Source organism: Streptomyces sp. NPDC006450, assembly GCF_040612195.1.
GTDB lineage: Bacteria > Actinomycetota > Actinomycetes > Streptomycetales > Streptomycetaceae > Streptomyces.
In genome coordinates this window covers 12,981-35,256 of record NZ_JBEXPT010000048.1, presented here as the reverse complement: position 1 = coordinate 35,256, position 22,276 = coordinate 12,981, and the positions used below count along the sequence as shown (strand labels likewise).

At 71.6% G+C, this 22,276-nt stretch carries 19 protein-coding genes; 17 read left to right on the top strand and 2 right to left on the bottom strand.

The window, feature by feature from the left end; all coding sequences use genetic code 11:
* The first annotated feature begins 338 nt into the window (after positions 1-338).
* The 14 genes from ABZY57_RS16965 to aroA all read left to right on the top strand — a co-directional run bounded on the left by ABZY57_RS16965 (position 339) and on the right by aroA (position 17,398).
* Positions 339-1,877, top strand: coding sequence for a 4-hydroxyphenylacetate 3-hydroxylase family protein (locus tag ABZY57_RS16965; RefSeq protein ID WP_356512586.1), 1,539 nt, complete (start codon positions 339-341; stop codon positions 1,875-1,877).
* Positions 1,878-1,954: 77 nt separating this feature from the next.
* On the top strand, positions 1,955-2,452 hold the full coding sequence (locus ABZY57_RS16960; protein WP_356512584.1) for a flavin reductase family protein: 498 nt from the start codon (positions 1,955-1,957) through the stop codon (positions 2,450-2,452).
* A gap of 1 nt (position 2,453) precedes the next feature.
* A complete protein-coding gene (locus tag ABZY57_RS16955; RefSeq protein WP_356512582.1) occupies positions 2,454-3,497 on the top strand; it encodes a hypothetical protein in 1,044 nt (347 codons plus the stop codon).
* Positions 3,498-3,710: 213 nt separating this feature from the next.
* The gene (locus tag ABZY57_RS16950) at positions 3,711-5,255 is read left to right on the top strand and encodes an FAD/NAD(P)-binding protein (protein ID WP_356512580.1); all 1,545 of its coding nucleotides are present in this window, start codon (positions 3,711-3,713) and stop codon (positions 5,253-5,255) included.
* Between the two features lie 91 nt (positions 5,256-5,346).
* Positions 5,347-6,159: a class II aldolase/adducin family protein gene (locus ABZY57_RS16945; RefSeq protein ID WP_356512578.1), complete on the top strand. Its 813-nt coding sequence runs from the start codon at positions 5,347-5,349 to the stop codon at positions 6,157-6,159.
* 66 nt (positions 6,160-6,225) lie between these two features.
* Positions 6,226-6,873 carry an NAD(P)H-binding protein gene (locus ABZY57_RS16940; RefSeq protein ID WP_356512576.1) on the top strand — a complete coding sequence of 216 codons (648 nt, stop codon included), beginning with the start codon at positions 6,226-6,228 and terminating at the stop codon, positions 6,871-6,873.
* Between the two features lie 28 nt (positions 6,874-6,901).
* Positions 6,902-8,164, top strand: coding sequence for a multidrug effflux MFS transporter (locus ABZY57_RS16935; protein ID WP_356512574.1), 1,263 nt, complete (start codon positions 6,902-6,904; stop codon positions 8,162-8,164).
* A 157-nt stretch (positions 8,165-8,321) separates the two neighbouring features.
* Positions 8,322-9,713, top strand: a complete 1,392-nt coding sequence (locus tag ABZY57_RS16930) for a class II 3-deoxy-7-phosphoheptulonate synthase (RefSeq protein ID WP_356512572.1) — start codon at positions 8,322-8,324, stop codon at positions 9,711-9,713.
* 48 nt (positions 9,714-9,761) lie between these two features.
* Complete coding sequence (gene aroH / locus ABZY57_RS16925) at positions 9,762-10,139, top strand: chorismate mutase (RefSeq protein ID WP_356512570.1); 378 nt, start codon at positions 9,762-9,764, stop codon at positions 10,137-10,139.
* Positions 10,139-11,263, top strand: a complete 1,125-nt coding sequence (locus tag ABZY57_RS16920; protein ID WP_356512606.1) for a prephenate dehydrogenase — start codon at positions 10,139-10,141, stop codon at positions 11,261-11,263. The genes aroH and ABZY57_RS16920 overlap by 1 nt, the downstream gene beginning before the upstream one ends.
* Before the next feature lie 121 nt (positions 11,264-11,384).
* On the top strand, positions 11,385-12,572 hold the full coding sequence (aroC, locus tag ABZY57_RS16915; protein WP_356512568.1) for a chorismate synthase: 1,188 nt from the start codon (positions 11,385-11,387) through the stop codon (positions 12,570-12,572).
* A complete protein-coding gene (gene aroB / locus ABZY57_RS16910) occupies positions 12,569-13,660 on the top strand; it encodes a 3-dehydroquinate synthase (protein ID WP_356512566.1) in 1,092 nt (363 codons plus the stop codon). Before aroC ends, aroB begins: the two co-directional genes overlap by 4 nt.
* Positions 13,661-13,967: 307 nt before the next feature.
* Entirely contained in the window at positions 13,968-16,103 is a 2,136-nt protein-coding gene (gene tkt / locus ABZY57_RS16905) for a transketolase (RefSeq protein WP_356512564.1), read from the top strand.
* Positions 16,104-16,108: 5 nt separating this feature from the next.
* The gene (gene aroA, locus ABZY57_RS16900) at positions 16,109-17,398 is read left to right on the top strand and encodes a 3-phosphoshikimate 1-carboxyvinyltransferase (protein WP_356512562.1); all 1,290 of its coding nucleotides are present in this window, start codon (positions 16,109-16,111) and stop codon (positions 17,396-17,398) included.
* A 73-nt stretch (positions 17,399-17,471) separates the two neighbouring features.
* Here the strand turns inward: aroA and ABZY57_RS16895 are convergent, their stop codons facing one another.
* Both ABZY57_RS16895 and ABZY57_RS16890 read right to left on the bottom strand, forming a co-directional pair.
* The gene (locus tag ABZY57_RS16895) at positions 17,472-18,044 is read right to left on the bottom strand and encodes a dihydrofolate reductase family protein (RefSeq protein ID WP_356512560.1); all 573 of its coding nucleotides are present in this window, start codon (positions 18,042-18,044) and stop codon (positions 17,472-17,474) included.
* A gap of 95 nt (positions 18,045-18,139) precedes the next feature.
* A complete protein-coding gene (locus ABZY57_RS16890; RefSeq protein ID WP_356512558.1) occupies positions 18,140-18,922 on the bottom strand; it encodes a helix-turn-helix domain-containing protein in 783 nt (260 codons plus the stop codon).
* Positions 18,923-19,143: 221 nt separating this feature from the next.
* Between ABZY57_RS16890 and ABZY57_RS16885 the strand changes: the two genes are divergently transcribed.
* Genes ABZY57_RS16885 through ABZY57_RS16875 form a run of 3 tightly spaced genes read left to right on the top strand, consistent with a single transcriptional unit; the run spans position 19,144 to position 21,601 of the window.
* A complete protein-coding gene (locus tag ABZY57_RS16885) occupies positions 19,144-19,812 on the top strand; it encodes a DUF4097 family beta strand repeat-containing protein (protein ID WP_356512556.1) in 669 nt (222 codons plus the stop codon).
* Between the two features lie 26 nt (positions 19,813-19,838).
* The gene (locus ABZY57_RS16880; RefSeq protein ID WP_356512554.1) at positions 19,839-20,819 is read left to right on the top strand and encodes an ATP-binding cassette domain-containing protein; all 981 of its coding nucleotides are present in this window, start codon (positions 19,839-19,841) and stop codon (positions 20,817-20,819) included.
* The gene (locus ABZY57_RS16875; protein ID WP_356512552.1) at positions 20,816-21,601 is read left to right on the top strand and encodes an ABC transporter permease; all 786 of its coding nucleotides are present in this window, start codon (positions 20,816-20,818) and stop codon (positions 21,599-21,601) included. The genes ABZY57_RS16880 and ABZY57_RS16875 overlap by 4 nt, the downstream gene beginning before the upstream one ends.
* Positions 21,602-22,276: the final 675 nt, after the last annotated feature.

The following is a 22,276-nucleotide window of genomic DNA, read 5'->3' as shown; positions in this document are numbered from 1 at the left end:
CCGTCGCACATCTCCTTGTATTTTATTTTTCATTCGGCCCGGCTGTGTATCCGAATTACCAGGATCGATGCCGGGCCGAAGTTATGTGCGGGCATTCGGAATTCACGATTCCGCAATATCGGGAAGCCTGGCAGATTCTTCTCCGCGGCATCAACAAGGCTTCGTCGTCAAGCCATTGAGGTACCGCCTCGAACGTCTTGTCGCCAGGGTTGGCGTAGATGGGCAATTGTCCGTGCGCAGCCCAACAAGAGCGGATCGGCGGCCGAGCCTACGCTCGGGGCAATCGAACTGTGCGCCCCGCAGCGGTCGCGTGTATTACCCCTGGAGAGGACACCAAAATGGGTCAGGTCCCGATAGTGGATCAGTCGGCCGGCGAGGCTCCGAACGACCTCATGACGGGCGACTCCTACCTGGAGAGCCTGCGAGACGGTCGCCAGGTCTTCGTGGACGGCGAGCTCGTCAAGGACGTGACGACGCACCCGGCCTTCGCCATGGCCGCGCGGTCGACCGCGCACCTCTACGACGCGCTCCACCACCCGGACACCAAGGACCTGATGACGACGGTCGACCGGTACACGGGGTACCGCGTCCACCGCTTCTTCACCCCGGCGCACTCGCCCGAGGACCTCATCAAGGCCCGCGACGCCATCGAGCACTGGGCCCGCCTGAGCTACGGCTTCATGAACCGCACGCCCGACTACAAGGCGTCGTTCATGGCCGGCCTGGCCGTCACCCACGACTTCTACGAGCCCTTCGGCGACAACGCCCGCGCCTGGTACGAGAAGTACGCCCGTCAGGGCCTCTCGATCAGCCACGCGATCGTCAACCCGCCCGTCGACCGCAACAAGCCGGCGCACGAGATCCGCGACGTCTACCTCAAGGTCGTCGAGGAGCGCGGGGACGGCATCGTCGTCGAGGGCGCCAAGCTCATGGCCACCGCCTCGGCACTGAGCAACGTCGCCTTCGTCGGCCAGATCCACCTGGCCAACCTGGAAGCGGGCAAGGCCGAGGACATGGCGCTGGCCTTCATGGCCCCGCTGAACACGCCCGGCATGAAGGTCGTCTGCCGCACCTCCTACGAGGGCAAGGCCACCAGCCCCTTCGACAACCCGCTCTCCAGCCGGTTCGACGAGAACGACGCGGTGCTGGTCTTCGACAAGGCCTTCATCCCGTGGGAGAACGTCCTGATCTACCGGGACACCGAGAAGATCCACCAGTACTTCCCGCGCTCCGGCCTGCTCTCCCGCGGCTTCTTCCAGGGCGCGATCCGCATGTCGGTCAAGCTGGAGTTCATGGCGGGCGTCCTGGACCGGGGCACCCGCATCAACGGCACCGACGGCTTCCGCGGAGTCCAGGCCGGCCTCGGCGAGCTGCTCGCCTGGCGCCACCAGACCTGGGCCGTCACCAGCGCCATGGCCCTCGACCCGGAGGCCGGCCCGGCCGGCACCGTCCTGCCGCGCATGGACTACTCGGCCGGCTACCGCGCGCTCGCCCCGCTCAGCTGGGAGCGCACGCACCGCTTCTTCGAGGAACACCTCGCGGGCGCCCTGCTGATGACCCCCTCCAGCGGCAAGGACCTGCAGAACCCCGAGCTGCGTCCGCTGCTCGACCGCTACTACCGCGGCACCGGCGCCACCGCCGAGGAGCGCACCAAGCTCTTCAAGCTGGCCTGGGACGCGATCGGCACCGAGTTCGGCGCCCGCCACGAGCTGTACGAGCTCAACTACGCCGGCGGCCCCGACCAGGTGCGCCTCGACACCCTGAACTGGTCGCGCGGCGCCGGTCTGCTCGACAACTACGGCGACCTCGTCCAGAGGGCCATGGACGACTACGACCTCGACGGCTGGACCCGCGGCCGCTGGGCCCAGGACAACTGACCGTCAAGCCCGCGTACGGACGGGTGCCGCGGCGAGCGCCGCGCGCACCCGTCCGCGCCCAGCAGAGAGGCCCGGCCATGAACCACGACCTGCGCGATGTGATGCGTTCCTTCGCCACCGGGGTCTGTGTCGTCAGCACCTACACCGACCAGGACGGCGTGCGCACCCACAACGCGATCACCGTCAACTCGCTCACCTCCGTCTCCCTGGAACCGCCGCTGGTGTCGCTGAGCTTCCGTCACGACTCGGAGTTCTTCGGCGAGCTGCTGCGGACCGGCGTCGTCGGGATCTCCATCCTCGGCGCCGAGGGCGAGTCCACGGCCCGCGCGTTCGCGCGCCGGCGGCCCGAGCGCGACCAGGCGCTGACCGAGGTGGCCGGGGCGCCGGGCGAGGCCACCGGGACGCTCCTGTTCGACGCGGCGGCCTGGATGGAGTGCAGCCTGCGCGATCACGTGGTGGCAGGTGACCACGTGATGGTCATCGGCGAAGTCGTCGCCATGGGTGCCCGCGAGACCCAGACCCCCCTGATCTTCCTTCAGGGCGGATTCCACAGATTCGACCTGGAACAGGTGTGAAGTGCGCGCGAAGAAGCTGCTGAGCTGGCGGGTGCTCCTCGGAGCCGCCCTGGCCATATCAGCCCTGACCCTGCTGATTCTGCCCGGCGACCCGGCCCGGGCCACGGACTCCACCGCGGAGGCCGCGGCGCGCACGTCCGGGTCGGTGACCGTCTGCCTCGTGACGCGGGACGCCCCGACCCGCGAGCGCACCGTCAAGGTCGCGCAGTGGGCCTCGCAGGTGCTGCTCCAGGAGACGCTCTCCTACGCGGGGCCCTGTGCCTCGTACGGCGCCCCGAGCGCCCTCGGCAACGGCACCGTGCGCACGTACGCGCAGGTCAACGGCACCACCCCGCAGACCGTCGGCTTCGTCTTCCCCAAGAACACGCTGACCGGCCTGCCGACCACCATGACCGACGGCAACCACTGCTACGACATGGACGGCAACGGCACGGTCAACGAGCACACCGAGTGCGTCGGCGGCCACGAGCGGCCGCTGGAGCTGCCCTCGCAGCTGACCGCGCTGCCCGGGATGCCGCTCAAGTGGGCCCTGCTGAACTACAACCCGATGGGTCACGGGCCGGAGCACATCTACGACACCCCGCACTTCGACTTCCACTTCTACACGCAGTCCAAGGCGGAGCGCGACGCGATCCGCAGCGGCCCCTGCGGCCTGGCCATCAACTGCGACGACTTCGCGACGGCCGTCAAGCCGATCCCCCCGCAGTACCTGCCGGCGGACTACGTGAACAACAACGTGGCCGAGGCGGCCATGGGCAACCACCTGGTCGACATGAACTCGCCCGAATGGCACTCCACCGCCTTCACCCAGACCTTCATCTACGGGGCCTACGACGCCAAGATCAGCTTCCTCGAGCCGATGATCACGAAGGCCTGGTTCGACGGCATAGCCGCAGGAGTCAACCCGAGCCGCTGCTGGCCCATCAAGCAGCCGCAGGAGTGGCAGATCGGCGGCTGGTACCCGCAGGAGTACTGCATCGACTACCGCGCCAACCGCGGGGACTTCACCGTCTCGATGAAGAACTTCAAGAACTCCCTCGCCTGAGCCGCAGGGCCGAGTCGCACACCTGACTCGCACACCTGAGTCGTAGAGACCCAAAACCCTTGGCCGACCGGCTCCGCCCCCGCCGCACCGGGGGTGGCCGGCGGCTCCCACTGAATCCCCGGAGTAGGCGAGGAAAGGGCCACCGTGATCGCGGACAGCAAGGCCGGCGCACGACGACCCCGCGCCTTCCACGAATTGATAGGTGACTGACACATGTCCCGTGGATTCTCGATCGGTATCGTCGGAGGAGGCGCGGCTGCAGTCTGCTTGATCGACGCGTTGTCGCGAACACAAAGCGAACCGGGCAGCCTCACGGTCTTCGAACCGTCACCGCACCTGTGGCGCGGTCGTGCCTACCAGGTCGACACCGAGACCCTCAAGGTCAACGCGACCCCCGACGACATGTCCGTGCGCGCCGGCGACCTCCAGCACTTCGAGAACTGGCTGGAGACCCGGGACAAGGTCATAGGGGTCCGCACCGGTGTCGACCGCTGGTCCGGGAGCCGCTTCGCCCCCCGGACCGTCTACGGCGAGTACCTGGAGCAGACGGCCTACGCCGCGCTCGGCGAACTGCGCCGCCAGGGCTGGCGGGTCGACCTCGTCGGCGAGGGGGTCACCTCCGCGAGCCGCGCCGCGAACCGGGTGCTGCTGCGCACCGGCAACGGCCGCGCCCGCGCCTTCGACTACGCCATCCTGTGCGTCGGCGGCGACAGCCCCAAGGACGTCTACGGTCTGGGCGACACCCCCGGCTTCGTCGGGGACCCGTACCCGATCGTCAACAAGCTGGCGGACGTCGGCGAGCGCGAGCACGTCGCGATCATCGGCAGCGGCCTGACGGCCATCGACATCATCCTGTCGCTGGCCGCCCAGGGCCACCAGGGCAGGATCAGCCTGCTGTCCCGGCGGGGCGTCCTGCCCGGCGTACGGCAGAAGGCGGTCCCCTTCGAGCTGCGGCACTTCACCTCGCACCGGATGGAGGAGCTGGCCGCGATCCACCCCGAGGTCACCCTCGAGGACATCGCCACCATCATGCGGGCCGAGTTCCGCGACGTGGGCGCCGACCTCGACGCGGTGGTCTCGGAGATCATCCGGGTCGACCTGGAGGACCCGGTCGACCGGCTGCGCCGGCAGATCGACGAGGTCGACTCCCCCCACATGGGCCTGCGCATCCTCCAGCGCGCCGTCCCCGAGACCGGACCCGACGTCTGGCCGATGCTGCGCGAACAGGACAAGGTCCAGCTGCTGCGCGCCCACTACCGCACGATCATGAGCCTGTGCTGCCCGATGCCGCCCGGCAGCGCCGGAGTCCTCCTCGACCTCGTCGAGGCGGACAAGCTGGAGATCGTCGCCGGGCTGCAGAACATCACCCCGAACCCCGAGGCCGGCTTCGACGTCGTCACCGCCGAGGGACACGACTTCACGGCCGACCGCGTCATCAGCGCGGTCAACGCCTCCGAGGGGCGCATCCCCACCAGCGCCGCGCCCCTGGTCACCTCGCTGATGCGCAGCCGCGTCGCCAGCCGCCACCCGCACGGCGGCCTGCACATAGCGCGCCCGACCAGCCAGCTCACCACCAACGGCCGGCCCGACCCGCGCCTGTACGGGCTCGGCAACATCGCCGCCGGCTCGCTCTTCTTCACCTTCGGCATCCCCTCCCTGGTCGACCGCAGCCAGGACATCGTCGGCGCGATCCTGCAGCACGCCGAGACCGTCACGGCCGCGACGCAGGAGAACGAGGACGTCCTGCTCACCGTCTAGCCGCGCCCGCGCCCGCGCCCCGTAGCCGTAGCCCCACCGCCACCGCCACCGGAAAACGATCCGGAGACTCCGGAGATGAGGACCACCGAGCATGAGCATCACCGAGACCGACCGGCCCGCCTACCTGGCGGACACGCACACCGGCCTGCCGATCCCGAGCGAGCCGGTCTTCGCGACCCACGAGGAGACGCGCCGCCACCGCAAGCAGCGGCTCGCCGCCGCGCTGCGGCTGTTCGGCAAGTTCGGCTTCGGTGAAGGCGTCTCGGGCCACATCTCGGTCCGCGACCCGGAGCACGAGGACCGGTTCTGGGTGAACCCCTTCGGCGTCTCCTTCAACCTGGTCCGCGTCGCCGACCTCATCTGCGTCGACTCCGCGGGCACCGTCGTGGAGGGCAGGCACCGGATCAACCCCAGTGCCTTCGTCATCCACTCGGCCATCCACGAGATGCAGCCGGGCGCCACGGCGGCCGCCCACGGCCACACCGCGCACTCCCGCGCGCTGGGCGCCCTGGGCCGCCTGCTGGACCCCATCGACCAGGAATCCGCGGCCTTCTACAACCGCCAGGTCCTCTACGAGGAGTACGAGGGCCCCTCGGTCTCCGCCGAACTCGGCCGCGACATCGCGGAGAAGCTCGGCGACAACCGGGCGATCCTCCTGCGCCACCACGGCCTGATAACCGTCGGCGGATCGCTCGACGAGGCCGTGCACTGGTTCTTCACCTACGACAGCTGCGCCCAGGTGCAGCTGCTCGCCCGGGCGGCGGGCACGCCCAAGAGCTTCACCCATGAGCAGGCCGTGGCCGCGGGGGACGGCTTCGGCGACGAGCAGCTGGGCTGGTTCAGCTTCCAGCTGCTCTGGGACGAGATCGTCCGCGAGCAGCCCGACTTCCTCGAAGAGGACTAGCCCGCGGAACGTCTCCTCGTCCGGCACCACCCCCCGAAGAATCACCGAGGAAGAAGAGGCACCACCATGAACATCCTGCTTTTCGGAGCCAGCGGACACATCGGCAGCGCCATCGCCGGCGAACTGCTCTCCCGCGGCCACGCCGTCACCGGCGTGACCCGCACCGGCGAGATCGCGGGCACCGGCCACCAAGGCCTCAAGGTGATCGCGGGCGACGCCACCAACGCCGACACCGTGGCGGAACTGTCCGCGGCGGGCTACGACGCCGTCGCCTCGGCCGTCGGACCCAAGCTCGGCGTCGACGACGACCACAAGATCATCGTCGGTGCGGCCCACGCGCTCATCGACGGCCTCACCCGCAGCGGCGTACGCCGTGTCGTGGTCCTCGGCGGCGCCGGCAGCCTGGAGGTCTCCCCGGGCGTCAAGGTCATCGACAACCCGAACTTCCCGGCCGTGTGGAAGCAGAACGCCCTCGCCCAGAGCGAGGCGCTCGCCCTCTACCGCCAGGCCGGCTCCCTGGACTGGACGTTCATCTCCCCGGCCGCCCAGATCGAGCCCGGTGAGCGCACCGGTACCTATCGCGTCGGCGGTGACCAGCTCCTGGTGGACGCCGAAGGCAAGAGCCAGATCAGCATCGCGGACTACGCGGTCGCGTTCGTGGACGAACTGGAGCGCGGCGACGCGATCCAGGCCCGCATCACCGTCGCCTACTGATTCCGCGTCCCCGGAGGGGATCAGACACATGACTTCACCCGCCACACCCAAGAGCGCCGGCGTCGTCCGGTTCGCCATCATCCTCGGTGCACTCACCGCTCTCGGCCCGCTGGCCAACGACGCCTACATGCCGGGCCTCCCGCAGATCGCCGAGGACCTGCACACGAGCGCCTCGGCGGCCCAGCTCAGCCTCACCGCCTGCCTGCTCGGCCTCGGCATCGGCCAGCTCATCGCCGGACCCGTCAGCGACGCGCTCGGCCGCCGCCGTCCGCTCATCGCGGGCCTGGCGCTGTTCGCCGTCACCGCGCTGCTGTGCGCCTTCGCCCCCAACATCTGGACGCTGGTCGGGCTGCGCGCCCTCCAGGGCCTCGGCGGCGCCACCGGCATCGTCATCGCCTCCGCGGTCGTGCGCGACCGGCACACCGGGCCCGCCGCGGCCCGGTTCTTCGCGATGCTGATGCTCATCACCGGCATCGCGCCGATCCTGGCCCCCGTCCTCGGCGGCCAGCTGATGCTCGTCACCTCCTGGAAGGGCATCTTCATCGCCCTCGCCGTCATCGGCGCCGTGATGCTCTTCGGCGTCGCCGGCGCCCTGCCGGAGACGCACCCCGCCGAACGGCGCGTGCGCGGCGGCCTCAAGGCCACCGGCCCGATCTTCCGCCGGCTGCTCGGCGACAAGGTGTTCGTCGGCTACAACCTGGCCTGCGGCTTCGCCTTCGCCGCGATGTTCGCGTACATCTCCGGCTCGACCTTCGTGCTCCAGTCCATCCACGGGATGTCCCCGCAGGGCTACAGCGCCGTCTTCGCGGTCAACGCCCTCGGCCTGGTCATCGCCGCGCAGGTCAGCGGCCGCATCGTGCACAGGACCGGCCCGCGCGCCCTGCTCGCCACCGGCCTGGCCGTCTCCGCGGCCGGCGGCCTCGGACTGCTCGCCGTCGTCCTCACCGACGCCGGTCTGGCCCCGCTGCTCGTCGCGCTCTTCCTGGTCGTCTCCAGCGTCGGCCTCGTCCTGCCGAACTCCTTCGCGCTGGCGCTCCAGGACCACGGCGACGTGGCCGGCTCGGCCGCCGCGCTGCTGGGCCTGTCCCAGCACCTGATCGGTGCGGCCGTGGTCCCGCTCGTCGGCCTCGCCGGCGAGGACAGCGCGGTCCCGATGGGCATCGTCATCGCCGTCCTCGGCGTCGGCGGCCTGCTCTTCTTCGGCCTCACCAAGGGCCACCAGGCCGCCGGTGAGGAAGCGGGGGACCAGGCGCCCGAGACCCTCCCCTCCGGGGTCCGCGAGCCGGTCTAGGCCCCTGGCGGGACAGGCTCCAGCAACGGTTTGCCCACCGGGGGTCCGTACGGCCGCACCACCGTACGGACCCCCGGCACCCGGGGCCGCCATCCCGGGCGGCGACAGGCCCACACCTCTTCCCTTTCCCACCGAAACCGATCGAGGCACAGCCACCATGACCCTCGCCACGCACGCCACGGCCGTCGACACCTGGCGGCTGCTGCCCGCCGCCCAGCAGCCGTCCTACCCCGACCCGGTCGCCCTGCGCTCCGCGCTCGACGACCTCGCCTCCTACCCGCCCCTGGTCTTCGCCGGCGAGTGCGACCGGCTGCGCGACCGGCTCGCCGACGTCGCCCGGGGCGAGGCCTTCGTCCTCCAGGGCGGGGACTGCGCCGAGACCTTCGACGCCGTCAGCTCCGACCAGGTCCGCGACAAGGTCCGCACCCTGCTCCAGATGGCCGCCGTCCTCACCTACGCGAGCTCCGTGCCCGTGGTGAAGATCGGCCGGATCGCCGGGCAGTACTCCAAGCCCCGCTCCAAGCCCACCGAGATCCGTGACGGCGTCGAACTGCCCGTCTACCGCGGCGACTCCGTCAACGGCCTCGCCTTCACCCCCGAGTCCCGCACCCCGGACCCCGAGCGGCTCAAGCGGATGTACCACTCCTCCGCCGCCACCCTGAACCTCGTACGGGCCTTCACCACGGGCGGCTACGCCGACCTGCGCCAGGTCCACGAATGGAACCGCGACTTCGTCGCCGCCTCCCCGGTCGGCGAGCGCTACGAGCGCCTCGCCGGGGACATCGACGACGCGCTCACCTTCCTCGCCGCCTGCGGCGCCGACCCGGCCGCCGTCCACTCCTCCGAGATCTTCGCCAGCCACGAGGCGCTGCTCCTGGACTACGAGGCCGCGCTCACCCGCGTCGACGCCCGGACCGGCCGGCCGTACGACGTCTCCGGCCACATGATCTGGATCGGCGAGCGCACCCGCCAGCTGGACGGCGCCCACGTCGAGTTCGCCTCCACCGTGCAGAACCCCATCGGCGTCAAGCTCGGCCCCACGACCTCCGCCGACGAGGCCCTGCGCCTCATCGACAAGCTGGACCCGGACCGCGAGCCCGGCCGCCTCACCTTCATCACCCGGATGGGCGCCCGCAACGTCCGCGAGATCCTTCCCGAGCTCATCGGCAAGGTCTCCGCCGAGGGCGCGCGCCCCGCGTGGATCTGCGACCCGATGCACGGCAACACCTTCGAGGCGCCCAGCGGCCACAAGACCCGGCACTTCGACGACGTGCTCGACGAGGTCACCGGCTTCTTCGAGGTCCACCGCGCGCTCGGCACCCACCCCGGCGGCATCCACATCGAACTCACCGGCGACGACGTCACCGAATGCGTCGGTGGCGGCGCCGAGGTCCGGCTCGCCGACCTCGGGCGGCGCTACGAGTCCGCGTGCGACCCGCGCCTGAACCGCAAGCAGTCCCTCGACCTGGCCTTCCGGGTCGCCGAGCTGTACCGGGACCGCCAGGCGCCCGGCGCGGCCCGCCGCGAAGCCGTACCGGCCGCCGCCTGATCCCGCGCGACCGATCGACGTACCGTCCTGAAGCAAAGGGAGAAGCCCATGTCCGTGCGTGCCCTGCGCGGTGCCATCCAGCTGGAAGTCGACGAGCGGGGCCACCTGCTGGACGGGGTCCGCAAGCTGTTCCAGGAGATGCTCCTCGCCAACGGGCTCGACCAGGACGACCTGGTCAGCGTGCTCTTCACGGCGACCCCGGACCTGGTCAGCGAGTTCCCGGCGGTCGCCGCCCGGGAACTGGGCGTGATCGACGTGCCCTTGATGTGCGCGCAGGAACTGGACATCGCCGGGTCCCTGCCCCGCGTGGTGCGGATCCTCGCGTACGCCGAGACGGACCTGCCCAAGCCCGAGGTCAAGCACATCTACCTGGGCGGCGCGGCCGCCCTGCGCCGGGACCTGGTCACCGCCGGAGAATCCAGATGATCCGCTCCGCCGCGGTGGTGGGAACCGGCCTCATCGGAACCTCCGTCGCCCTGGCCCTGTCCCGCCGCGGGGTGGCCGTCCACCTCATCGACGAGAACGAATCGGCCGCCCGCACCGCCGCCTCGCTCGGCGCCGGCACCCTCGGCGCCCCGAAGACCACCGTGGACCTGGCCGTACTGGCCGTTCCGCCGGCCCAGGTCGGCGCCGTGCTCGCCGACCGGCAGCGGCTGGGCCTGGCCCGCTCGTACACCGACGTCGCCAGCGTCAAGACCGAGCCGGAGATCGGCGTCCTCGCCGCGGGCGCCGACCCCGGCAGCTTCATCGGCGGACACCCCATGGCCGGCCGGGAGCGCTCCGGCCCGCTCGCCGCCTGCGCCACCCTCTTCGAGGGCCGCTCCTGGGTGCTGACCCCCACGGCCCACACCAGCCGCGAAGCGCTCAACATGGCGCTCATGATGGTCTCGCTGTGCGGAGCGGTGCCCGTCGTCATGGACAGCGACGCGCACGACCGGGCCGTGGCCCGCGTCTCCCACACCCCGCACGTGGTCGCCTCGCTGATGGCCGCCCGCCTCCAGCACCTCCAGGAGGACGCCTGCCGGCTGGCCGGGCAGGGGCTGCGCGACGTGACCCGGATCGCCGGGGGCGACCCGCGGCTGTGGAGCGACATCCTGGAGTCCAACGCCACCGCGGTCGCCGACGTGCTCACCGAACTCGCCGAGGACCTCCAGGTCACCGTGTCGGCCCTGCGGGGCCTCGCCACCGACGACGCCGACGAACGCGCCCAGGGCACCACGCTCCTGGCCGACCTGCTCGGCCGCGGCATCAGCGGCCGCGACCGCATCCCCGGCAAGCACGGACACCCCGTGCCCGCCTGCGCGCCGATCCGCGTCCTGATCGGGGACCAGCCCGGCGAACTCGCCCGGCTCCTCGCGAACGCCGCCGAACTCGGCGTCAACATCGAGGACATGACCATCGACCACTCGCCCGGCGACGAGAGCGGCCTGGTCGAGCTGATGGTCGCCCGCGGGACCGCCGTGCCCCTCTCCCAGGGCCTGATGGGCGCGGGCTGGCGGGTCCAGCGGATGGGGCCGATCGAGGCTCCGCCGGTGGCCGTCGGGGTCTGACCCCGCGTCCGCGCGTCCCCGCACGCCCGTGTACCCGTACGACTCCTTCCGTCACACCACGCCGTCACCGCGGGCCGGCCCACCACGCCGGCCCACCACGCCGCATGACAGAGGATCACCCTTGAGTACTTTGCGATGGCTCACCGCGGGCGAGTCGCACGGCCCCGCGCTCACCGCCGTTCTCGAAGGCCTGCCCGCCGGGGTGGAGATCTCCACCAAGGCGGTCGCCGACTCCCTGGCCCGACGCCGCCTCGGCCACGGCCGGGGCGCCCGGATGGCCTTCGAGCGGGACGAGGTGACCTTCCTCGGCGGCGTCCGCCACGGCCGCACCCAGGGCGGACCGGTGTCGATCCGGGTCGGCAACACCGAATGGCCCAAGTGGGAGACGGTGATGGCCGCCGACGGCGTGGACCCGGAGGTGCTGGCCGGCCGGGCGCGCAACGCCCCGCTCTCGCGCCCCCGCCCCGGCCACGCCGACCTCGCCGGGATGCAGAAGTACGGGTTCGACGACGCCCGGCCGGTGCTGGAGCGGGCCAGCGCCCGCGAGACCGCCGCCCGTGTCGCCGTCGGAGAGGTCGCCCGCGCCTTCCTGCGGCAGGCGTACGGGATCACCGTCGTCAGCCACGTCGTCTCGCTCGGCGCGGCCGACGCCCCCGAGGGCGTGGTGCCGGGGCCGGACGACACCGAGCGGGTGGACGCCGACCCGGTGCGCTGCCTGGACCCGGAGGCCTCCGCCGCGATGGTCGCCGAGGTCGACCGGGCCCACGAGAACGGCGACACCCTCGGGGGAGTCGTCGAGGTGCTCGCGTACGGACTCCCGCCGGGCCTGGGCAGCTACGTCCACGGCGACCGGCGCGTCGACGCCCGGCTCGCGGCCGCCCTCATGGGCATCCAGGCCATCAAGGGCGTCGAGTTCGGTGACGGCTTCGGCCTCGCCAAGGTCCCCGGCTCCCGCGCCCACGACGAGATCGAGCGGGACGGGGAGGGCGCCATCCGCCGCCGCACCGCCCGCTCCGGCGGGGTGGAAGGCGGGATGACCACGGGCGAACCGCTGCGGGTGCGCGCCGCCATGAAGCCCATCGCCACCGTGCCGCGCGCCCTGGCCACCGTCGACGTCGCCACCGGCCGGCCGGCCGTCGCCCACCACCAGCGCTCCGACGTCTGCGCGGTGCCCGCCGCGGCCGTCGTGGCCGAGGCGATGACGGCGCTGGTCCTCGCGCACGCCGCGCTGGAGAAGTTCGGCGGGGACTCCCTCGCCGAGACCGCCCGCAACCACCGGGGCTACCTCGACCACCTGGCCGTCCGATGAGCGCCCCGACGCTGAACACACCGGTCCTGACGGGGAGCACCCGGATCCGGATCGGGGGCGAACGGCCGTACGAGGCCGTCGTGGGCCACGGGCTGACCGGCGAGACCGGCCGCGTACTGGGCCCCGATCCGCTGCGCGTGGCCGTCGTGTACTCCCGCACGCTGCTGCCCACGGCCCGCCGGATCGCCCGGGAACTCAACCGCGAGGGACGCATCGTGGTCTCCCTCGAAGTGCCCGAGGGCGAGGCCGCCAAGGACATGACCGTGGTGGTCGGCCTGTGGCGGGCCCTCGCCGACGCCGGGTTCACCCGCTCCGACGCCGTCGTGGCCGTCGGCGGCGGCGCCACCACCGACCTCGCCGGCTTCGCCGCCGCCGGCTGGCTGCGCGGCGTACGCCTCGTCCTGGTGCCGACCACCCTGCTGGGCATGGTGGATGCCGCCATCGGCGGGAAGACCGCCGTCAACCTGCCCCAGGGCAAGAACCTCGTCGGCGCCTTCCACCCGCCCGCCGGGGTGCTGTGCGACCTCGACCTGCTGGACACCCTGCCGCCCGCCGACTACGTCAGCGGCCTCGCCAAGGTCGTCAAGGCCGGGTTCGTCGCCGACCCGGAGATCCTGCGTCTGGTCGAGGAGGACCCCGCCGGCGCCCTCCACACCCGGGAGCTCGTGGAGCGCGCCATCCGCGTCAAGGCGGAGGTCGTCACCGAGGACTTCCGGGAGGACGGCCGCCGCGAGCACCTCAACTACGGCCACACCCTGGGCCACGCCATCGAGCGGGTCGCCGGCTACCGGGTACGGCACGGCCACGCCGTGGCCGCCGGCATGGTCTTCGCCGCCGAACTCGCCCGGCTCGACGGCCGGCTGTCCGCCGCCGACGCCGAGCGCCACCGCACCCTCCTCGCCGCCGCCGGCCTGCCCACCACCCACGCCGGAGCCTGGGCCCCGCTGCGCGACGCGATGGGCATCGACAAGAAGACCCGGGGCAACCGGCTGCGGTTCGTCGTCCTCGACGCCATCGCCCGCCCCGCCCTGTTCACCGCCCCGGACGAGGCGCTGCTCGCCGCCGCCTACGAGCGGATCTCCCGGTGAAGCGGGCCCCCGTCCGCTACGCCCGTGCCCGCGCGGTCCGCCGTGCCCGCGCGGTCCGCCACGGCGGGGTGGTCCGCCCGACCGGGCGGGCCGGCGGGGGCGCAGCACCTGAACGCACCGCAGGCCCCGTACTCCCAGGCTCCGTGCTCCCAGGGCCCGTACTCCCAGGCTCCGTGCTCCCAGGGCCCGTACTCCCAGGCCCCGTACTCCCAGGACCCGTAGGGCCCGTGCCCGCCGGGGTTCTCGCACCCGCACGCGCATCCGTACGCCCATCCGTACGCGCATCCTCCGAACAGGAAGGCCCGTCATGACCGTCGCCACCGCCCCGCAGGCGCCCGCCCTGCTCTGGGAGGACGCCGACCGCCGGGCCGTCGAGGTCGCCCGCGCGCTGACCGTGGACGCGGTCGAGGCGGCCGGACACGGACACCCCGGCACCGCCATGAGCCTCGCGCCGGCCGCCTACCTGCTCTTCCAGCGGCTGCTGCGGCACGACCCCCGGGACCCGGGCTGGGCCGGCCGCGACCGGTTCGTGCTCTCCTGCGGCCACGCCAGCCTCACCCTCTACACGCAGCTCCTTATGTCGGGCTACGGGCTCACCCTCGACGACCTCAAGGGCCTGCGTACCGAGGGCAGTCTGACCCCCGCGCACCCCGAGTACGGGCACACCCCCGGCGTGGAGACCACCACCGGCCCCCTCGGCCAGGGCCTCGCCAACGCGGTCGGCATGGCCATGGCGGCCCGCCGCGAACGCGGACTCTTCGACCCGGACGCCGCCCCCGGCACCTCCCCGTTCGACCACACCGTCTGGGCCATCGCCTCCGAGGGCGACCTGGAGGAGGGCGTCGCGCACGAGGCCAGCTCGCTGGCCGGCCACCAGCGCCTGGGCAACCTCGTCGTCCTCTACGACGAGAACCGCATCTCCATCGAGGACGACCGGCAGATCGCGCACTCCGAGGACACCCTCGCCCGCTACCGGGCGTACGGCTGGCACGTCCAGGAGGTCGACTGGACCGGGGGAGGCGAGGCCACCGAGTACACCGAGGACGTCCAGGCCCTGCACCGGGCGCTCACCACCGCCCGCGAGACCACCGACCGGCCCTCGCTCGTAGCGCTGCGCACGATCATCGGCTGGCCCGCTCCGAAGAAGCGCAACACCGGCGGCATCCACGGATCGGCCCTCGGCGCCGAGGAGGCGGCGGCCGCGAAGGCGGCGATGGGCCTCGACCCCTCGCTCTCCTTCCAGGTTCCCGCCGAGGTACTGGCCCACGCCCGCCGGGTCGCCGATCGCGGCGCCGAGGCCCACCGCGCGTGGGACAAGACGCTCGCCGACTGGCGTGCCCTCGCCCCCGGGCGCGCCGAGCTCTTCGACCGGCTCTCCGAGCGGCGGCTGCCCGAGGGCTGGCAGGAGAGCCTGCCGGTCTTCCCCGCGGGCGGCGAGATGGCCACCCGCAAGGCCTCCGGCGAGGTGCTGAACGCGCTCGCCCCCGTGCTGCCCGAACTGTGGGGCGGCTCCGCGGACCTCGCCGAGTCCAACCTCACCACCATGAAGGGCGAACCCTCCTTCATCCCCGAGGAACTGGCCACCGAGGCCTACGCCGGCCACCGGTACGGCCGGACCCTGCACTTCGGCATCCGCGAGCACGCCATGGGCGCCGTCCTCAACGGCATCGCCCTGCACGGCGGCACCCGCCCCTACGGCGGCACCTTCCTCGTCTTCTCCGACTACATGCGCCCCGCCGTCCGCCTCGCCGCCATGATGAAGCTGCCCGTCACCTACGTCTGGACCCACGACTCCATCGGGCTCGGCGAGGACGGTCCCACCCACCAGCCGGTCGAGCACCTCTGGTCGCTGCGCGCCATCCCGGGCCTGGACGTGGTCCGGCCCGCCGACGCCAACGAGACCGTCGTCGCCTGGCGCACCATCCTGGAGAACGACGACCGCCCGGCGGGCCTGTGCCTGTCCCGGCAGAACCTGCCCGTCCTGGAACGCAACCAGGACAGCGGGCTGTCCCCCGCCGAGGGCGCCGCGCGCGGCGGCTACGTCCTGGCCGAGGCCGACGGCGGCCGCCCCGAGGCCATCCTCATCGCCACCGGCAGCGAGGTGCCCATCGCCCTGGACGCCCGCCGCATCCTGCAGGACGGGGGCCTCGCCACCCGCGTGGTCTCCATGCCCTGCCTGGAGTGGTTCCAGGCGCAGGAGGAGGAGTACCGCGAGGAGGTGCTCCCCGCCGCGGTGGCCGCCCGGGTCTCCGTCGAGGCGGGCTCCACCCTCGGCTGGTATGCCCTGGTCGGCGCGGCCGGCACCTCGCTCGGCATCGACTCCTTCGGGGCCTCCGCTCCGTACCGGTCCCTGTACGAACTCCACGGCCTGACGGCGCCGAAGGTCGCCGCGGCCGCCCGCGCGAGCGTCGAGCGCGCCCAGCGCAGAGGCTCCGTACGGTGAGCGGCGTGACGACTCCCGTACTGGACGCCCGGATCCCCGGCTCCAAGAGCATCACCAACCGGGCGCTGCTCCTCGCGGCCGCGGCTCCCGGCCGCAGCCGCCTGGCCGCGCCCCTGGTCAGCGACGACACCCTCGCCTTCCGGGCCGCGCTGACGGACCTGGGCACCGGGGTGCGCGACATCGGAGACAGCGGCTACGGGTACGGAGACGGCTCCGGCTACGGCGACGGCTCCGGCGAGGTCTGGGAGGTCACCGGACGCGGCGCCGGACCGGCCGGCCCCGGCCGGGTCTGGTGCGCCGACGCCGGCACCGCGGCGCGCTTCCTGCCGCCCTTCGCGGCCACCGGGCGCGGGGAGATCGCCTTCGACGGCTCCGACCAGCTACGGGCGCGCCCGCTGCGGCCGCTGCTGGAGGCGCTCACCGGGCTCGGGGCGAAGGTGCGCGGCACGGGGCTGCCCTTCGCCCTCACCGCACGGGGGCTGGCCGGCGGCCGCATCGAGCTGGATTCCGGGCTCAGCAGCCAGTACCTCTCCGGGCTGCTGATGGCCGCCCCGCTGATGGGCGGGCCGCTCACGGTGGACGTGCCGCGGCTGGTCAGCCGTCCGTACGTGGACATGACCCTGGCACTGATGCGGCATTTCGGCGCCCGGGTCGAGGAGGAGGGCAGCGCGATCACGGTCCACCCGGGCGGGTACCGGCCCACCGACCTCGCCATCGAGCCGGACGCCTCGACCGCCTCGTACTTCTTCGCGGCGGCGGCCGTCACCGGGCGCACCGTCCGGGTGGCGGGCCTGGGCACGGGGAGCCTCCAGGGCGACACCGCGTTCGTGGAGGTGCTGCGGCGCGCCGGGGCCTGGGTCACCAGGACCGCGGACTGGACCGAGGTCGCGGGCACCGGTACGGGCACGCTGAGCGGCGGATTCACCATCGACATGGGCGACATCTCGGACACCTTCATGACGATGGCCGCGATCGCCCCGCTCGCGGACGCCCCGGTCACCATCACGGGCATCGCGCACGCCCGGCTGAAGGAGTCCGACCGGATCGCCGCCGTCGCGGGGAACCTCCGCGCGCTGGGCATCCGGGTGGAGGACGGCCCGGACCGCATCACCGTCCATCCGGGCGTCCCCGCCCCGGCGACGGTCGACTGCCACCGCGACCACCGCATCGCGATGTCCTTCTCGGTACTGGGCCTGCGCGCCGCCGGCATCACCCTCGACGACCCGGCCTGCGTGGCCAAGACCTTCCCCGGGTTCCACGAGGAACTGCGTCGCCTCTTCGGCACCTTCGGCTGAAACGCGCGGAGCGGCGCCCGAAAGGGGCGCCGCTCCGCGGTCGCGGGGGTGCGTGTGCTCGTGCTCGTGCGCCTCAGCGGACGACGTCGAAGACGTTCAGCTGCAGGCCGTTGGCGTAGGTCTCGTGCTCGACGAGCTTCAGCTTCTGCGCGTCCTTGTCGGTGGTGCTGAAGAGCCGCTTGCCGGCGCCGAGCAGCAGCGGGAAGACCATCAGGTGGTAACGGTCGATCAGGCCGGCGTCGGAGAGCGCCCGGTTCAGGGCGGCGCTGCCGTGCATGATGATCGGGCCGCCCTCGGTCTCCTTCAGCGCGGCGACCTCGTCGAGGGAGCGCAGGATCGCGGTCTCGCCCCAGTTCGACACCAGGTCGTCCTCGGTGAGCGTGGTGGAGACGACGTACTTCGGCATCACCTTGTAGTCGGCGAAGTCCTCCATGGCGGGCCACACCGGGCTGAACGCCTCGTAGCTGGTGCGGCCCAGAAGCATCGCGGAGGCTTCCTTCTGCTCCCGGCCCTTGATCTCGTAGGCCTCGGGCAGGAACTCCACGTCCTTGAAGGTCCAGCCGGAGTTCCGGTAGCCGGGCTCGCCGCCCGGGGCCTCCACGACGCCGTCGAGGGAGATGAAGGCGGAGCTGATCAGGGTGCGCATCGTGTGTTCCTCGGAATCTCGTGGCTGGCTCTCGGTGATGCGTCCAGCGTGCCCCGCGACCACGTGCGTGGCTGCTGCGGCGCGCCTTCCATGAGTTAAGACCGCGGGCTTCCGGGAAACTCATCGGTCCCCGCGACACTTCTTTCGGCGGCGGTGTCCGAGGGTGCCTCCGGTTTCGTGTGGAGGATCGCGCGGGCCTGTTCCGCGGCGCGGGCGATGCTCTCGGAGACGAAGTCGAGGAAGCGGGCGATGTTCTCCATGCGGGTGCCGGCCGGGGTGTCGGCGCCGAGGACGGCGACGCCCTGCCGTGCCGTCTCCACTATCTGGGCGGCGGAGCGGGCGCTGGCCATCATCGACCGGTACCAGATGTCGTCGTCGACGACGTAGCGCTCGCGCCGGCCTTCCTCGCGTTCCCGGCGGACGAGGCCCTGCTCTTCCAGGAACGTGATCGACTTCGACACGGACGCCGGGCTGACCTGGAGGCGCTGGACGAGTTCCGACGCGGTGAGGCTGCCCGTGTCGGTGAGGGTGAGGCAGGTCATCACCCGGGCCGTCATGCTGGGCATCCCCGAAGCCATCATGACGGTGGTGAACACCTCCTCGTAGGCGCGTACGGCCTCGGCGTCCCGTCCATAGGCCTGCGGGGCCGCCTGCGGTCCGCGGGGCGCGGTGTGCTTGCGCCGCTGCGCGCGGGCTTCGGTGGCGCGGTGGGCCAGGTCGGCGCGATAGGCGCCGGGTCCGCCGTTGCGCATGACCTCGCGCGTGATGGTGGAGGTCGGTCGGTCCAGCTGTCTGGCGATCTCCGCGTAGGCGAGGCCGTCGGCCACCCCCAACGCGATCTGCTGGCGTTCCTGCTGGGTGAGCCTGCCTCCCGGCATCGCGGTCTCCTTCGTGGTCGTCGTGCCTCCAGTATAGCGTTCAGTTCCAGTTCATTGCAACGTTCTGAGTGTCTGTCGTTGCATTCAATTCCAGCCCTTCGCAACGATTACATGCCTCTGACCTGCAATTTTCGAGTTCCATCGCAACGAACTTCTTGCCGAGACTTGGAAAGCAACGTAGCTTTTCCCTCATCGGAAACAACGAGTCGCAGGAGAGAATCATGCAGAACTTCGCCACCACCGCCCCGATCTCCACCGTTCTGGACATCCCCGCCGGCACCATCCGCTTCATCGCCGCGGACCGCGCGGACACCGCGGTCGAGGTCCGGCCCGCGGACGCCTCGAAGAGCCGCGACGTCAAGGCGGCCGAGCAGACCCTGGTCGAGTACGCCGACGGGGTCCTGCGGATCGCGGCCTCCGCGAAGAACCAGCTCCTGGGCGCCACCGGCGCTATCGAGGTGACCGTCCAGCTGCCCGCCGACTCCCACGTCGAGGCGAAGGCGGCCAGCGCCGAACTCCGGGGCGTCGGACGCCTCGGTGACGTCGTCTTCGAGGCCGCGCAGGGCTCGGTCAAGCTCGACGAGGCCGCGAGCGCCCACCTGACCCTCGCCGCCGGCGACGTCTCGGTCGGCCGCCTGGCTGGCTCGGCCCGGATCAGCACCCAGAAGGGCGACCTGAGCATCGTCGAGGCCCTGCGCGGCACGGTCGAACTGCACACCGAGTACGGCGACATCTCGGTCGGCGCCGGCCGCGGGGTCAGCGCCACCCTCGACGCCGGCACCGCCCTCGGCCGGATCAACAACTCCCTCGGCAACACCGAAGGCGCCGCGGCCGGCCTCGCCATCCACGCGACCACCGCCTACGGCGACGTCACCGCCCGCAGCCTCTGACATCCCTTCACGAAGGAGCACCACTCATGACCACCTGGGCCATCACGGCGAACGGTCTGCGCAAGTCCTACGGCGACAAGACCGTCCTGGACGGCATCGACCTGGCAGTCCCCGAAGGAACGGTCTTCGCCCTGCTCGGCCCGAACGGCGCGGGCAAGACCACAGCCGTCAAGATCCTCTCCACCCTCGTCTCCCCGGATCCCGCCTCCGGCGAGATCCGGGTCGGCGGCCCCGACCTGGGCGCCCACCCCACGGGGGGCCCGCGCGCGATTGGTGTGACGGGTCAGTTCTCCGCGGTGGATGGGTTGATCACGGGTGAGGAGAACATGCTGCTGATGGCGGATCTGCACCATCTGTCGAAGGGTGAGGGGCGGCGGGTGGCCGCCGGGTTGCTGGAGCGTTTCGACCTCACCGAGGCGGCGAAGAGGCCTGCTTCCACCTACTCGGGCGGTATGAAGCGGCGGCTGGACATCGCGATGACGCTGGTGGGTGATCCGCGGATCATCTTCCTCGACGAGCCGACCACCGGTCTCGACCCCCGTTCCCGGCACAACATGTGGCAGATCATCCGCGAGTTGGTCGCCGGCGGCGTCACGGTCTTCCTCACCACGCAGTACCTGGAGGAGGCCGACGAACTCGCCGACCGGATCGCGGTGCTGAACGGCGGCAGGATCGCCGCCGAGGGCAGTGCCGAGGAGTTGAAGCGGCTGATCCCCGGCGGGCACGTCCGCCTGCGGTTCTCCGACCCGGCCGCTTACCGGTCCGCCACCGCCGTGCTCGGCGAGGTCACCCGGGACGACGAGGCGCTTGCACTGCAGATCCCCAGCGACGGCAGCCAGCGCGCGCTGCGCACCGTCCTGGACCGGCTGGACTCGGCCGGCGTCGAAGCGGACGAGCTGACCGTGCGCACCCCCGACCTCGACGACGTGTTCTTCGCCCTGACCGGCACCGACCCCCGCCCCGGCTCCTCCACCCTGCCTGCCCAGTCGAAGGAGAACGTCCGATGAGTTCCCTGTCCCTCGCGGTCCGTGATTCGTCCACGATGCTGCGCCGCAACCTCCTGCACGCCCGGCGCTACCCGTCCCTCACCCTGAACCTGCTGCTCACGCCGATCATGCTCCTGCTGCTCTTCGTCTACATCTTCGGAGATGTGATGAGCGCGGGCATCGGCGGCGGCAGCCGCTCGGACTATGTCGCCTATCTCGTGCCGGGTCTGCTGCTGATGACGATCGGCTCGACCACGATCGGTACCGCGGTGTCGGTGTCCAACGACATGACCGAGGGCATCATCGCCCGCTTCCGCACGATGGCGATCCACCGGGGTGCGGTCCTCATCGGGCACGTCGTCAGCAGCGTGCTGCAGTCGATCGCGAGCGTGGTCCTGGTGGGCGCCGTCGGTGTGGCCATCGGGTTCCGCTCCACCGACGCGACGGTCCCGGAGTGGCTGGCGGCGTTCGGGCTGCTCGTCCTGTTCGCCCTGGCGTTCACCTGGATCGCGGTGGGTATGGGTCTGATCAGCCCGAACGCGGAGGCCGCCAGCAACAACGCGCTCCCGATGATCCTGCTGCCACTGCTGTCGAGTGCGTTCGTCCCGGTCGAGGGGATGCCGGGCTGGTTCCAGCCGATCGCCGAGTACCAGCCCTTCACCCCGGCCATCGAGACGCTGCGCGGGCTTCTGCTCGGCACCGAGATCGGCAACAACGGGTGGATCGCGGTCACCTGGTGCCTGGGCCTCGCGGTGCTCGGCTACTTCTGGTCGGCCGCGAAGTTCAACAGTGACCCGAAGTAGCGGCCGAGGCGGCACAGGCTCCCCCCTCCCCCCTCCCCCCTCCCCCCTCCCGCACCCCGCTCCGCCCGAAGGCGGCGTACCCGACGACACGTCGGAGTGCGCCGCCTCGTTCGTGTGCGCCGGGAGAGCCGTCGGCGCAGGAGCCGGGCTGACGGTAGGTGCAGGGAACCTCATTGCCCCGCCAGGACGGACCGGAAAAGACCCCGGCCACAGAAGGTGTGCCCAGACGAAACCTGTCACCGCGATCACCGGCGCCCACGGATTCGCTCAGCCCCAACCGGTGCCGGCCACGCTGCTGCTTGTTTCGGGCAGTGACCACGACGATCCGTGCGATGGGGTCCCGGCGGCGGACCCACCTGGGAGCGCTGGCGCGGAGCGACAGGGCGAGCAGCCGCCGACCAGGGCCCGCAGGTACTCACCACCTTTCCAAGTATGAAGAACGCGCAGCCCCCGCACCCTCTTGACCTGCGTAAACGTCGAGCACAACCCGATCCTGGGGTCGGGTAACCCGATCCTGGAAGCGGGTTACCCGATCCTGGGAACGGGTCGATTAGCTATGTGCACATTGCTGACGGGGTCGGTGGCGGGTGGGGCCCGGGGTCGAACTCATTAGCAATGAGCAAAGGAACCTTTCCTCGGGGCGAGGTCGGTTGGCTATGCGGTAATGTGCAATGT

Excerpts from the sequence above, each read along its gene's own strand:
- ABZY57_RS16965 (WP_356512586.1), top strand. The coding sequence starts at position 339 with ATGGGTCAGGTCCCGATAGTGGATCAGTCGGCCGGCGAGGCTCCGAAC.
- ABZY57_RS16960 (WP_356512584.1), top strand. The coding sequence starts at position 1,955 with ATGAACCACGACCTGCGCGATGTGATGCGTTCCTTCGCCACCGGGGTC.
- ABZY57_RS16950 (WP_356512580.1), top strand. The coding sequence starts at position 3,711 with ATGTCCCGTGGATTCTCGATCGGTATCGTCGGAGGAGGCGCGGCTGCA.
- ABZY57_RS16945 (WP_356512578.1), top strand. The coding sequence starts at position 5,347 with ATGAGCATCACCGAGACCGACCGGCCCGCCTACCTGGCGGACACGCAC.
- ABZY57_RS16940 (WP_356512576.1), top strand. The coding sequence starts at position 6,226 with ATGAACATCCTGCTTTTCGGAGCCAGCGGACACATCGGCAGCGCCATC.
- ABZY57_RS16935 (WP_356512574.1), top strand. The coding sequence starts at position 6,902 with ATGACTTCACCCGCCACACCCAAGAGCGCCGGCGTCGTCCGGTTCGCC.
- ABZY57_RS16930 (WP_356512572.1), top strand. The coding sequence starts at position 8,322 with ATGACCCTCGCCACGCACGCCACGGCCGTCGACACCTGGCGGCTGCTG.
- aroH (WP_356512570.1), top strand. The coding sequence starts at position 9,762 with ATGTCCGTGCGTGCCCTGCGCGGTGCCATCCAGCTGGAAGTCGACGAG.
- aroB (WP_356512566.1), top strand. The coding sequence starts at position 12,569 with ATGAGCGCCCCGACGCTGAACACACCGGTCCTGACGGGGAGCACCCGG.
- tkt (WP_356512564.1), top strand. The coding sequence starts at position 13,968 with ATGACCGTCGCCACCGCCCCGCAGGCGCCCGCCCTGCTCTGGGAGGAC.
- ABZY57_RS16895 (WP_356512560.1), bottom strand. The coding sequence starts at position 18,044 with ATGCGCACCCTGATCAGCTCCGCCTTCATCTCCCTCGACGGCGTCGTG.
- ABZY57_RS16890 (WP_356512558.1), bottom strand. The coding sequence starts at position 18,922 with ATGCCGGGAGGCAGGCTCACCCAGCAGGAACGCCAGCAGATCGCGTTG.
- ABZY57_RS16885 (WP_356512556.1), top strand. The coding sequence starts at position 19,144 with ATGCAGAACTTCGCCACCACCGCCCCGATCTCCACCGTTCTGGACATC.
- ABZY57_RS16880 (WP_356512554.1), top strand. The coding sequence starts at position 19,839 with ATGACCACCTGGGCCATCACGGCGAACGGTCTGCGCAAGTCCTACGGC.
- ABZY57_RS16875 (WP_356512552.1), top strand. The coding sequence starts at position 20,816 with ATGAGTTCCCTGTCCCTCGCGGTCCGTGATTCGTCCACGATGCTGCGC.